Raw genomic sequence first — 13429 nt, 5'->3', positions numbered from 1 at the left:
CCGTGGGGATCAGGGTTTGGCGGTCGGCACGCGCAGTTCCACCGTCAGCTCGCCGTCATAGAGACCGGGCCGTTTGCTGGCGATGGGCGTAGGCGGCGTTTCCAGTACCAGCGGGGTGGGCACGCAGTACACGGGTTGATTGATGCCCGGCAGCATCACCAGGCGCAGCTGTGCGCTGTCGATGCCGCGCAGCAGCTGTTCCTCGCCGTGTTTCATTGCCAGCAGGTTTCCGCCGTATTTCAGGCCGACCTGGTAGTCCAGGCGCTGGGTGTCGTCACTGCCGCCATCCGCGTGCCAGACCGCGAAGTCCCGTCCCGGCGGTGGTCGCGGCCCACTGTCGCGCACGGTGACGCCGAGGAACTCGCTCTGCGAGCCCACGCCGTCGTACAGGCACATGTCCACTTCCTTGTAGCCGCCTACAACTTTGCGGATGGGGTCGTAGCGCAGGTCCATGTTGACCAGCGGCGCGATGCCGTCGAAGCCGGGGAAGTAGATCGAGATCGCGTCGTAATCGGTGACGGTGAAATCGAAGTTGAAGGTGGCTGTGGCGACGGGTGCTGCAGCGGGATCGGCCTTGATGTTCAGGCGCATCGTGGCCTTCCAATGGCCTGCGACGAGTCGCGAAATTTCGCGTTGAGGCAGGATCATCTCGACGCCGGTTCCGAGCGGCTGATCTGCCCCACTCCCTATGCCGCATGTGTACCAGAATGCTGAATTCAGAACACGCGGTACTGAGTCCCAGTAATCTAAAGTGCAGCGGTACCCCGACATGGCTCGCTGTAGGTTTCCTACTGCACGAATCTCGGTACGCAGGCCAGTTCTGAGTTCAACGAGACGCAACGTTATCTCTGTTGTCCCCCCTGATGAGCTCAGATCAGCGTCTATCGGGCACCGCCCAAATTCACTATCAGAAGCAGACCCGCAAACCACATGGATCTGCCCATACTTGAACGCCAGATCGTGACTGAACCCCAGCACCGTCCGCGGCGCCCACAGCACCACATCACCCGGCACCGCCGAGCGATCCCAGCTCATCACGATGTCCCGGCTCTGGTCCGTCGGATGGGTCTCCGGCGGCCACTGCGCCCACGCCCGTGGCATCACCAGCACCAGCGCACACACCAGCATCAACACACACATCCAACGCCGGCTCATGGCGTACCTCCTGCAGCAGCGGTCTGGGGCGTGGCGGCAATCAACGCGCGTTCCTGCAGCAGGCGGGTGACGCGGGCCTGCTGGCGGATCTCGGGCGGCAGCTGGGCCACGGCCAGCGGCTCGCAGTGCACGGCGCCGACCAGCAGCACCACCTGGCGGCGCTCGCGCACCTGCAGCGGGCAGTGCAGCAGGCGGTCGTCCTGCAGCAGGTACAGCGTTGTTTCGCGGCGCGGGAAATCGGCAACGAAGCTGCCGTTGGCGCTGGTGCCGGGCACCGGCGCATTGAGGATGCGGGCGCCGCCCAGCGGCGACCCGGCAAGGTCCTTGGCGTTGCCGATGAAGGTGTAGGTCACTTCAATCGGCACCGGCATGCGCATCAGCTTGCCGGGGGTGAGGAACATCGGCCGTGCTCCGCCCACGCCGGTCACGCGGATCGCGGCGATGCTGTCCAGCGTGCTGGCGTCCTGCACTTCGGCGCGCTGCGACTGATAGGCCTGCAGCGGCAGCAGCCGGCGCTCGCCGATCTGCAAACGCTGTCGGCGCAGCCCACCCACCTGCAATTCTGCGGCCACGCCATGCAGGTCGGCATCGTCGAAACCGTCCACCTGCACGGCCAGGCCGGCCTCGGCGCCGTTGGCACCGCTCCAGTAGAACCCGCGGCGGCCCAGGGCAAAACCGGAGCTGTGGGCAGCGCTGTAGCCGGTCTCACCACGCCCGCGCTGCTGATAGTGCGCGATGCTGGCAGTGGTGTTGCCGATGCCGTTCTGCAGCTGGCCGCTCAGCGAGGCGCTGTAGCGGTCAGTGTTGTTGCCGCGCAGTTCGGCGTTCAGCTCCCGATAGTGCGTGTCCCGGTCCTGGCGCAGGCTCTGGCCTACACTGTAATCGATGGCCGGGCGCTGATGCTGCGGCTGGCGCACGTCCACCGCGTAGCGGCGCTGGCCGCTGCTGTCATGGCTGCGCTGCAGGCGGGTCAGGCTGAGGTTGAAGTAGATGCCACGGTCACGCTCGTTGCTGCCGCGCACGCTGTCGGTGCTGCGCTGCTGCCACAGGCCCACGCGCGTGGACACGCTGAAGTCCTGCCAGCGATGGCTGCGGCTGAAGCTGGCCTGCCAGGTGCGGCTCAGCACCGGTTCGCGGCGCGGCTCCAGCGGGCCGGGCGGCAGCAATGGATCCAGCCCGAACAACGGGTCCTGCTCGAACCCGGGGCGATGCCAGCCGGTGCGCCAGGTCTGGCGCCGCGTATAGCCCACGTAGACATTGCCACCGGCCACCGGCAGCGACATCGAGCCGCTGAGCGAATTGGTGCAACCCAGCTGGTCGCGCGCATCGGCCTCGAACTGGCAGGCCTTGCCGCGCATGCGCTGCTGGTAGAGATTCCACGACGCCTTGCGCCGGTACGACAGCTGGTGCTGCTGGCCGTTGCTGCCGTCGCTGCCCCGCATGCCGCTGAGCGTGGCGCGCATCTCATGCGTGGCCAGCACGTGGCGCAGGTCCAGGCGCAGCTCACCGTAGCTGTGTCCGCCGAGATTGGCGACACCGGCGGTAAGCGCGGCGTCGCGGCCAAGCGGCACGCGCAGGCCGGCCATCGCCACGCGTTCGCCATCGAAGCGGTCGCTGCGGCGCTCGTTGCGGCGTCCGCCCTGCACGAACCACTGCCACTGGCTGTTGGTCCAGTCGCCGCCCGTGTCGAACGGCGCCTCCTCGGTGCGCACCAGCACACCGTCCTCGTAGATGCGCATGCGCACCAGGTAGTTGCCGAACGGGAAATTGCGGGTGTCGATCTGGTTGATGCCGGCCTGCAGGTAGAAGGTCTGCAGCAGCCGCTCGCCATCGAACACATCGACGCGAGCGTCGCGCGCCAGCAGCACCGTCAGCGGCGTGGCCTGCACGGCGGCATCGGTGTCCACATAGGCCTGGGTGGTGCCCACGCGCGCGCCCTGGAAACGGTCCAGCGGCAGCATGCTGAAACTGAAGGTGCCGCCCTGCGGGCTGGACAGGTTGCGGCGGTCCATACGCCCGGCCTGCAGGTAGTGCGCCTGGCCCAGGTCATGGCGGTAATAGACGTTGTCGAACTGGAAGTCGTCGTCGCTTCGGCTGCGGTAGCGCTGCTGGGTGTAATACCAGTCGGCGGACAGGTGAGCGCGATCAAACAGTCCCAACGTGCCTACGCCGCGCGCGGACAGCGCCTGATGGTCGCGGCCGCCGCTGACGTTGAGCGTCTGCTGGTGCAGGAAGGCGTTCTCGGCATTGGCCGTGACCGTGTGGTAGCGCTCGGCGGCCGGCTCGCCGGGAATCCATTGCCGCGCCACGAACAGGCGCACCGCGCCCTCGCCTTCGTCGTACAGCGCGCGCGCGACGGCGGGGTCTTCGGGTGGATCGAGATAGCCGCAGCCGGCCGTGGCGCCACCGAAGCGGCAGGCCAGGTGGCTGTTGCGCGGCAGCGGTTGCGACAACGCCGGTAGCAACGCTGCCTGTGCTTCGGCAGGCAGGCCCAACGCCTGCAGCACGCGCGCGGGGTCTTCCAACTGCACGTGCTCCAGGGTCACGCGCACCGGTGACAGTCCGGCCGAGCGGCCGAACAGCTGGATGTCGAGTTGTTCGGTCTGGCCTTCGACCAGATCCTCAAAGCCGGCGGGGACGCCGCGGGCTGCGGCCAGGGGAGCAGCCAGTGCCAGGGCGAGCGCGACCGCCAACCGGGTAACGGCGGGGGCATGTGGGGTCATGGGGGGTACCGCTGGAGTAGCGGCCGGCCCGGAGTGCGGGCCGGCGCGGGAAGCCGTGGATCAGGGCTTCTGGTTCATGACGATGTAGACCATGCCTTCGTAGCGGCCGTTGACCGTAAGCGGGCCACCGGCACCCGCCTGGGCGATGGTCAGGGGCATCGAGATGGAGGCACCCGGCGTCGAGCTGGCACCGTTGAACAGGTCAGCCGCCTTGAACTCGGTGACCGCAGTGGTCAGCGCCTCGGTATTCAGGCTGACGGCCAGCGGCACGCGCGTGGCGCCATTGATCAGCACCGGATCGTGGCCGAGGCGCACCTCGATGTCCGCGGCTTCGTCGTTGGAGTGGATGCGCACCTGCTGCGTGGACGGCAGCAGGCCGCGCAGCGGATCGTGGGTCAGCTGCACGGTGTCCGGCAGCGGGGTGCCGTCGTCGCGCAGCAGCGCCAGCGTCGGGTCGACGTCGGCGTAGACGGTGATCTTGGTTTCCAGCGCGTGCGCGGACAGCGAAGCAGTGGCCAGCGCTGCAGCGAGCGCGGCCTTCTTGATAATGGCTTGCATGGTTGTCTCTCTCGGACAAGGGGGAATTTGAAAGCTCCCCTCCCCAAGGAGAAAAGGGAGGGAAGCGCCGCCCGCGGGGATGGGTGCGGGCGACGGAGAGAATGTTAGAAATCCATTGCCATGCAGGCCATTCAAGCATTCCTAAAACGTTGAACGTTAAGGAGAATTTTTGAAGGCGTTCAATGTTTGAGGGTTATGCAATTTTCCTCACTGATTGAATGCAATAAACCTCATTGCATTGAATTTGTAGAGCCGAGCCGATGCTCGGCTGCCGTTCGCTTCAACCTGCAGGCACGACGGTGACGTGATCAACATCGATGTCGGTCGGCTTGAAGCGATGCGTGTCGACCTTGCCACGCAGTTCGACCACGGTGTCGGCGCCGATGGCCTGCGGCGGCAGATCTTCGTCATCGATCTCAACGTCGATCTGGCCGCTGGCATCACGGAACTGGTAGCGCTCGTCACCGATCTTGGCGATGAGGGTGCCGCGCAGCACCACCGGATGGTCATCACGTTGCGCGCGTGCGTCGGCGACAGTGCTGGCAGCAGCCCCTGCCCCCGGCCCGGTGTACTGCGCGACGGCCTGCGGGCTCAGCAGGGCCAGCGGCGTGGCGATGAAAGCGATGGCGATCAGCCGGTTCATGGCGTTCTCCATAGAGGGATGAGTACGCACAGGTTCTATCGCCTTCGATGTGATCCCCATGCAATAAATCCGAAAAGATATGAGCGACATTCATTGTCAGAAAGCACTTAGACCCGAAAGCGGGCTCTTGTAGAGCCGAGCCACGCTCGGCTGCGCGGTATGGACGGGCGCCAGCCGAGCGTGGGCTCGGCTCTACAGCGACCATCCGGGAATCGTGCGACCAACGGTCCGCACCCACCCTCCGTCGAACACGATCAGGGCACAAAAAAAACGCCCCGCGGATGCGGGGCGTTTCATCACGAACTACGGCAGGCGATCAGCCCTGGTAGTCGCGCACGTCGCTGCCGGTGTAGACCTGGCGCGGACGGCCGATCTTCATTTCCGGATCGACCTGCTGTTCCAGCCAATGCGAGACCCAGCCGGAGGTACGGCCCAGGGCGAACATGACGGTGAACATTTCGGTCGGGATCTGCAGCGCCTTGTAGATGATGCCGCTGTAGAAATCGACGTTCGGGTACAGCTTGCGCGCGACGAAGTACTCGTCCTGCAGCGCGGCCTGTTCCAGCTTCACGGCCACGTCCAGCAGCGGATCCTGCACGCCCAGCTGCTTGAGCACCTTGCTGGTCATCTCGCCGATGACCTTGGCGCGCGGGTCGAAGTTCTTGTAGACGCGGTGGCCGAAGCCCATCAGGCGGAAGCCGGAAGTCTTGTCCTTGGCCTTGACCACGGCGGACTCGACATTGTCGGCGCTGCCGATCTCTTCCAGCATCTTCAGCACGGCTTCGTTGGCACCACCGTGGGCCGGACCCCACAGCGCGGTGACGCCAGCGGCGACCGATGCGTACGGGTTGGCACCGGTCGAACCGACCAGGCGCACGGTCGAGGTCGAGGCGTTCTGCTCGTGGTCGGCGTGCAGGATGAACAGCAGGTCCAGCGCCTTGACCACGTCCGGGTTCAGATCGTACTGGCCGTCAGCCGACTCGAAGGTCTGCTTCAGGAAGCGGCTGACGTAGTCCAGCGAGGTGTCCGGCTTGTTGGCCGGCAGGCCCTTGCCATGGCGGTAGATCAGCGCCGACAGGGTCGGCACCTTGGCGATCAGGCGCACGGCGGCCTGGCGGCGCTGTTCGGCGTCGGACAGGTCCAGCGAGTCGTGGTAGATGGCCGACAGCTGCGCGATCGCAGCAGCCAGGATGGCCATCGGGTGGGCGTCCTTGGCGAAGCTGCCGATCAGGGTGTTGATCGAGTCGTCGACATTGGCTTCGGCAGTCAGCTCATCGGTGAAGGCCTTCAGCTGCTCGGCGCTCGGGCGCTCGCCGTTGATCAGCAGGTAGGCCACTTCGACGTAGCTCGACTTTTCCGACAGCTGCTCGATCGGGTAGCCGCGATACAGCAGCACGCCCTTGTCGCCGTCGATGTAAGTGATGGCGGACTTGCAGCTGGCCGTCGCGGTGAAGCCGGAATCGTAGGTGAAGAACCCCGTTTCCTTGGTCAGCTTCGCGATGTCGACGCAGTCGTTGCCAAGGGTGGGTTTGATGACGGGCAGAACGACGGACTTATCGCCGGCGTTGAGCGTGACCTGATCAAGATCGGACACTGTGTGCGCTCCTTCATGGGAAGGCGCCTGCCCAAGCGCATTGGTCAGGCACGTGAATGACGTCCTCGGCCTGTGCCGGGGATCATGCCATTATCGCACAGCAGCATTTGTCGGGTGCTAGACGGAAGTCGTAGACGGCAGGCGGCCAGAACCCGGCCAGCAAGCGGCCCGGATCGGCAAAAGCGTTGTCACACGAACGCAGTGTTCTGTCCATCCAAACGCCCGTTGGGTTGGCGTTGGGGAAAAACAAACGGCCGCGCAGAGCGCGGCCGTCGGTTCGAAGCTGGATCGACAGATCAGCGCGCGTAGCGCTTCTGGAACTTGTCGATGCGGCCCGAGGTGTCGATGACCTTGTGCTTGCCCGTGTAGAACGGGTGCGAAGCCGAGGAAATTTCAACCTTGACCAGCGGGTATTCGTTGCCGTCTTCCCACTGGATGGTTTCCTTCGTCGCCATGGTGGAGCGGGTCAGGATCTTGAAATCGGAGGTGACGTCATGGAAGACGACGTCGCGGTAGTTCGGATGGATATCGGCCTTCATGGGCTCACACCGTAAATGGGCTGGTGGTCAAGAGCGGCATTATAAGCACCGGTTGCCGCTCGGGGCAACCGGTGCCGGGCAACGGACGTCAGTCCGCGCCCAGGGCCTGGCGCACCAGGGCCTCGAAACGCCCCTGGTCGTAGGCCATCAGCAGATCGCAGTTGTCCGGCTGGCCGGTCTGGCGGTTCCAGTCGACGATGGTGGCGCCGCGGCTGAACGTGCCATTCAGCTCCACGTTCAGCGGCCGCGACTCGACCTGCAGCTGCCCTTCCGGGTTCAGCGCCCACGCCATGGCCACCGCATCGGCGGTATACCAGCGGCCGCCCTTGGCATCTTCCGACAGCGCGCGGGTCTTGCGCGAGATCAGTTCGTAGAAGCGGGCGCGATCGGAATCGGCCTGCAGCCATTTCTCGGCATCCTCCAGCGGCAGACCGTGGGCCACAGTGGCCTCCCAGTCCGACACCAGCAGGTGCTTGAACGAGGTGAACACCACGTGCGCGGCTTCCGGATCGAAGGCGATGTTGAATTCGGCTGCCGGGGTGATGTTGCCGTGGCAGGTGACCGCACCGCCCATCACCACGATGCGCTTGATGCGCTGGGGCAGGGTCGGGTCCAGCTTCAGCGCCAGTGCCAGGTTGGTCAGCGGGCCCAGCATCACCAGCATCAGTTCGCCGGCATGCACGTGTGACAGGCGCAGGATCGCCAGTGCGGCGTGCTCGGCTTCGGCCTGGCGGCTGGGCGGCGGCAGGTCCACGTCGCCATAGCCGTCACGGCCATGCACGTGGGCAGCATCAACGGAAGGATGCAGCAGCGGATCCGGGCTGCCGGCAAACACCGGCACGTCGGTGCGGCCGACGATGTCGCAGAGCTTGAGGGCGTTGCGGACCGTGTACTGCAGGCCGACATTGCCGGCGGCGATGGTCAGGGCGACCACGTCATGCCGTTCATCGGCAAAGGCCATCAGCAGGGCCAGGGCGTCGTCCACACCGGGATCGGTGTCGATCAACAGGGGGATCTTGTGGGTCATCGTTGCCGTCTTCAGATCGGCAACGAAGTGTGGACCGGGATGATGACCGTTGCAAGTATGGGGGGCGGCAGGGCTGCGCCCTGCACCCGCGGTAGTGCCGGCCGCTGGCCGGCAACTTCAACAGCAACGTCAAAAACGGGTTTCCCGCGGATGGCGGGGAAGAGCTCTCTGTAGAGTCGAGCCATGCTCGACTCCCGCGCGCAGCGCGCACAGCGCGCACAGCAGCCGAGCGTGGGCTCGGCTCTACAGTGGATCCACGCCGTGCGTGGATGTGCGTCCCCGAAATGGGGTCAAAGCCCTTTGCTGTGCGAAGGGATCCGCCCCCGGCACTTACGCCGAGGCGTAACGCACGGCGGTGCCGATCCAGCGCTGCACCACGCGGTCGGCCAGCGCGGGCTGCTGGTCCAGCAGGCGCTCGGCCAACTCGTGCACGCCGGGCAGCAGGCCGGCGTCGCGGGCCAGGTCGGCGATGCGGAAGCCGGCCAGGCCGGTCTGGCGCGTACCCAGCAATTCGCCGGGACCACGCAGTTCCAGATCCTTCTCGGCGATGACGAAACCATCGTTGGTTTCGCGCATGGTCTGCAGGCGCTCGCGTGCCATCTGCGAGAGCGGCGCCTGGTACAGCAGCACGCAGCGCGATACCGCCGAACCACGACCCACACGGCCACGCAGCTGGTGCAGCTGGGCCAGGCCGAGGCGCTCGGCGTTCTCGATCACCATCAATGAGGCGTTCGGTACGTCCACGCCCACTTCGATGACCGTGGTCGCCACCAGCAGGTCGATCTCGCCGGCCTTGAAGGCCACCATCGTCGCCAGCTTCTCGGCGGCCTTGAGGCGGCCATGCACCAGCCCGACGCGAACGCCGGGCAGCAGCGCCTGCAGTGATTCGTAGGTGGCCTGCGCCGGGGTGGCATCCAGCTCTTCGCTTTCCTCGATGAGCGTGCACACCCAGTACACCTGCCGCCCTTCCTGGCAGGCCAGCGCAATGCGCTCGATCAGCTCCGGGCGACGGTCATTGTTCAGTGCGACGGTCTGCACCGGCGTGCGGCCCGGCGGCAGTTCGTCGATGGCCGACACGTCCAGGTCTGCGTACTCGGACATCGCCAGCGTGCGTGGAATCGGCGTGGCGGTCATTACCAGCTGGTGCGGCACGCTGTTGCCGCCCGCGCCCTTGTCGCGCAGGGCCAAGCGCTGGTGCACGCCGAAGCGGTGCTGCTCGTCGACGATGGCCAGCGCCAGGTCCTGGAACACCACCGCCTCCTGCATCAGCGCATGGGTACCGACGACCACCTGCGCTTCGCCGTTGGCCACCTGCTCCATCACCTTGGCACGTGCCTTGCCGGTGACCTTGCCGGCCAGCCAGGCGATGCGCACACCGAGCGGTTCCAGCCAGCCGCGCAGGTTGTTGAGGTGCTGCTCGGCCAGCAACTCGGTGGGGGCGGCCAATGCGACCTGCTTGCCCTGCTCCACCGCCAGCATGGCGGCCAGCGCGGCCACCACGGTCTTGCCGGAGCCGACGTCGCCCTGCACCAGCCGCAGCATCGGGCTGGGCCGCGCGAGGTCTTCACGGATCTGCTTGAACACGCGTGCCTGCGCGCCGGTCAGCGCGAACGGCAGCTGCTTCAGCAGCGCCTTGGCCAGCTTGCCAGGACCGGCCAGCGGCGGTGCATGGTGTGCCTGCAAGGCAATGCGCTGGCGACGCAGGCTGAGGTGGTGGGCCAGCAGCTCTTCCATCGCCAGGCGACGCTGCGCCGGGTGGGTGCCGGCGGCCAGCGCGGCCAGGTCGGCATCCGGTGGTGGCCGGTGCACGGTCAGCAGCGCGCTGCGCAGCGACGGCAGGCCCAGGCCATCGAGCCAGCCGCCGGGCAACAGTTCCAGCGCACTTTCCTCGGGCAGGCGGTCCAGCGCCTGGCCGATCAGCTTGCGCATGGTCATCGGGCCGACGCCTTCGACGGTGGGGTACACCGGGTCGAGGCGGTCGCCGAGTTCGGGATCGTCGTTGCGGCCCAGCACCTGGTAGCTGGGATGGACGATTTCCAGGCCGAGGTGGCCGGGCTTGGGCGTGCCGAAGCAGCGCAGCCGGTTGCCGACCGCGAACTGCCCGACCTGCTGCTGGCGGAAGTGGAAGAAGCGCAGCACCAGGGTGCCCTGCCCTTCGTCTTCCACCGCCACTTTCAGCATCGGCCGGTAGCGCATGCCACGCTCGACCGCGACCACCCGCCCTTCCACCTGCGCCGGCACGCCGTTGCGCAGGTCTTCGATGCGGGTCAGCCGGGTCCGGTCTTCATAGCGCAGCGGCAGGTGAAGCCAGAGATCCTGCAGGGTGGCCAGGCCACGCGCCTGCAGCTTGGCGGCCACGGCCGGACCGACGCCGGCGAGCATCGCCAGGGATGCTTCGCCGGACGGTGACAGGACCGGAGTGACCGCCGCCTTGCGTGCCACGTGGCGGTCAGTCGATGACCATCACCGCGTCGACCTCGAAGCTGGCGCCCTTCGGCAGGCCGGACACTTCGATGGTGGAACGGGCCGGGTACGGGGCCTGGAAGTAGTCCTGCATGACCGCGTTGACCTTGGCGAACTCGCCCAGGTCGGTCAGGTACAGGCCCAGGCGCACGACCTTGTCGAGCGAGCCGCCCGCGGCTTCGGCCACGGCCTTGAGGTTGTCGAAGGCGCGACGGGCCTGCGCTTCGACGTCACCGGCGCCGACGATGTCGCCGGTGGCCGGGTCGAGCGGGATCTGGCCGGAGAAATACACGGTGTTGCCGGCGCGCACGGCCTGCGAGTACGGGCCGATGGCGGCAGGGGCCTCTTCGGTGTTGATGATCTGGCGGGACATGGGTCGCTCCGGTGCTTTGGGGGAAAACAGAGCGGTGATTGTACCGGCTGGGGGTGCATCCACGCATGGCGTGGATCTACCGCGCCGCTTCGGTAATGCCGGCCGCTGGCCGGCCAGCGCGATGCCGTCGAGGATCCATGGGTTGCCGGCCAGCGGCCGGCGCTACCGGTACGCGCAGGACCTACTGGCGGCGTACCGCTTGCACGACCGACAGGCGGCGCAGGCGGCGCATCACCTCGGCCAGGTGGTTGCGGTCGCGCACCTGGATGTTGAACGCCAGCACCGCAGCGTTGAAGTCGCGGTCCAGGTAGTCCACGCGCTCGATGTTGGAGTGGCTCTGCGCGATGGCGGCGGCCAGCTGCGCCAGCACGCCGGTGCCGTTCTCCACTTCCACCACCAGCGAGGTGTCGTAGTCGCCGGAGACGGTGGTGTCCCAGCCGATCGGCACCCAGCGCTCGGGCGACTTGCGCAGCTCGGCCAGGTTCGGGCAGTCCATGCGGTGCACCACGATGCCCTTGCCGGCGGTGTGGTAGCCCATGATCTCGTCGCCGGGAATCGGCTGGCAGCAGCCGGCGAAGGTGACCACGCCGCGCTCGCTGCCGTTGATCAGGATCTTCTCCTGCGAGTGGTGGCGCGAATGCGGGCCGCCACGCAGTTCGGCGTAGGCCATCAGCGCCTGCGCGGCCTGGGTCGGCATCCAGTTGCCCAGTGCGACCTCGGCCAGCAGCGCCTCCAGGCGCGGGAAACGGTGCTCGGCCAGGAACGCGTCCAGGCGCCCCTTCGGCAGCCGTTCCAGCGACGAATCCATCGCTTCCAGCGCACGGTCGAGCATGCGATGGCCGAGCTGCACGGCATCTTCGTGCTCCAGCTGCTTGAGCTGGTGGCGGATGGCGGTGCGTGCCTTGCTGGTGACCACGAATTCCAGCCACTGCGGTTTCGGCGTGGCCGAGCGTGCGGTGATGATCTCCACCGACTGGCCCGACACCAGCTTGGTGCGCAGTGGCACCAGTTTCTTGTCCACGCGCGAGGCCACGGCCATGTTGCCCACGTCGGTGTGCACGGCGTAGGCGAAATCGAGCGCGGTGGAATTGCGCGGCAGGGCCAGGATCTTGCCCTTCGGGGTGAACAGGTAGACCTCGTCCGGGAACAGGTCGACCTTGACGTTGTCGAGGAACTCCAGCGAGGACCCGGCGGCGCGCTGCGAGTCGATCAGCTCGACGATCCAGGCGTGGGCACGGCTCTGCGCGCTGTTGGGCGAGTCACCACCGAACTTGTAGGTCCAGTGCGCGGCCACGCCGCGTTCGGCGATCAGGTCCATTTCCTCGGTACGGATCTGCACTTCGATCGGCGAGCCATACGGCCCGAACAGCACGGTGTGCAGCGACTGGTAACCGTTGGCCTTGGGAATGGCGATGAAATCGCGGAAGCGGCCATCGAGCGGCTTGAAGGTGGCGTGCACCGAACCCAGCGCGTGGTAGCAGCTGGGCACGCTGCGCACGACCAGGCGGAAGCCGAACACATCCATCACCTGGTCGAAAGATTTGTTCTCGTCGCGCATCTTGTTGTAGATGCTCCACGGGGTCTTGATGCGGCTGATCAGCCGATGCTCGATCCCCTCCTTGGCCAGGCGCTGCGACAGCTGCACTTCCACCTGCGCCATCGCTTCGCGACGCACCACCGGCTGGCTGCGGATGTGTTTTTCGATGATGGCGTGGCGCCACGGGTAGAGCGCCTTGAACCCCAGGTTCTGCAGCTCGCTCTTGACCAGGCTCATGCCCAGGCGCTGGGCGATGGGCGCGTAGATCTCCAGCGTCTCGCGGGCGATGCGGCCACGCGCTTCGCGGCTCTGCGCGCCCAGCGTGCGCATGTTGTGCAGGCGGTCGGCCAGCTTGATCATGATCACGCGCAGGTCGCGCGACATCGCCAGCAGCATCTTGCGGAAGCTCTCGGCGGCCGCTTCCTGGCGGTCGCGGAACTTCAGCTTGTCCAGCTTGGTGACGCCGTCGACCAGTTCGGCCACGGCTTCGCCGAACTCGGCGGCCAGCGCCTCGCGGGTCAGCGGGGTGTCTTCGATGGTGTCGTGCAGGATCGCGGCGATCAGCGCTTCCACGTCCAGGCCGAGCTCGGCCAGCACCTGGGCCACGGCCACCGGATGGGTGATGTAGGGCTCGCCCGACTTGCGCGTCTGCCCAGCGTGCGCGGAGGCTCCGACTTCCCAGGCACGGCGCAACAGCGGCAGCTGTTCCGGCGGCAGGTAGTGGGCGGCGCGTTCAAGCTGGAGGACGTAGTCGGGTACGGCGGCAGCGGGGGCTGCGGCGACCTTGGCAGTGGGGCCTGGGTTCATGCCCGAAGCC

The 13429-nt window shown here is 66.7% G+C and carries 10 protein-coding genes; all 10 read right to left on the bottom strand.

What is annotated here, in order from left to right; translation table 11 throughout:
- Positions 1–9: 9 nt before the first annotated feature.
- Positions 10–1155 (bottom strand): CblD like pilus biogenesis initiator family protein, encoded by a 1146-nt coding sequence (locus tag AC5P66_RS05550; protein ID WP_495216119.1) that lies wholly within the window; start codon positions 1153–1155, stop codon positions 10–12.
- Positions 1152–3878, bottom strand: coding sequence for a TcfC E-set like domain-containing protein (locus tag AC5P66_RS05545; RefSeq protein ID WP_495216118.1), 2727 nt, complete (start codon positions 3876–3878; stop codon positions 1152–1154). Before AC5P66_RS05545 ends, AC5P66_RS05550 begins: the two co-directional genes overlap by 4 nt.
- Before the next feature lie 60 nt (positions 3879–3938).
- Positions 3939–4436, bottom strand: coding sequence for a CS1 type fimbrial major subunit (locus tag AC5P66_RS05540; protein ID WP_049411407.1), 498 nt, complete (start codon positions 4434–4436; stop codon positions 3939–3941).
- A 280-nt stretch (positions 4437–4716) separates the two neighbouring features.
- The gene (locus AC5P66_RS05535; protein WP_061480589.1) at positions 4717–5079 is read right to left on the bottom strand and encodes a NirD/YgiW/YdeI family stress tolerance protein; all 363 of its coding nucleotides are present in this window, start codon (positions 5077–5079) and stop codon (positions 4717–4719) included.
- A gap of 316 nt (positions 5080–5395) precedes the next feature.
- The gene (locus tag AC5P66_RS05530) at positions 5396–6673 is read right to left on the bottom strand and encodes a citrate synthase (RefSeq protein ID WP_014038331.1); all 1278 of its coding nucleotides are present in this window, start codon (positions 6671–6673) and stop codon (positions 5396–5398) included.
- Positions 6674–6969: 296 nt separating this feature from the next.
- A complete protein-coding gene (locus AC5P66_RS05525; RefSeq protein WP_005410871.1) occupies positions 6970–7212 on the bottom strand; it encodes a type B 50S ribosomal protein L31 in 243 nt (80 codons plus the stop codon).
- An 88-nt stretch (positions 7213–7300) separates the two neighbouring features.
- Positions 7301–8239, bottom strand: a complete 939-nt coding sequence (locus AC5P66_RS05520) for a nucleoside hydrolase (RefSeq protein ID WP_495216117.1) — start codon at positions 8237–8239, stop codon at positions 7301–7303.
- A gap of 330 nt (positions 8240–8569) precedes the next feature.
- Positions 8570–10681: an ATP-dependent DNA helicase RecG gene (gene recG, locus AC5P66_RS05515; RefSeq protein ID WP_049412762.1), complete on the bottom strand. Its 2112-nt coding sequence runs from the start codon at positions 10679–10681 to the stop codon at positions 8570–8572.
- 7 nt (positions 10682–10688) lie between these two features.
- Positions 10689–11075, bottom strand: a complete 387-nt coding sequence (locus AC5P66_RS05510) for a RidA family protein (protein ID WP_099494622.1) — start codon at positions 11073–11075, stop codon at positions 10689–10691.
- A gap of 181 nt (positions 11076–11256) precedes the next feature.
- Positions 11257–13419: a RelA/SpoT family protein gene (locus tag AC5P66_RS05505; RefSeq protein ID WP_049412764.1), complete on the bottom strand. Its 2163-nt coding sequence runs from the start codon at positions 13417–13419 to the stop codon at positions 11257–11259.
- Positions 13420–13429: the final 10 nt, after the last annotated feature.

The organism is Stenotrophomonas sp. YJH_SMC_122 (genome assembly GCF_059369535.1).
This window is presented reverse-complemented; position numbering and strand designations above follow the sequence as displayed.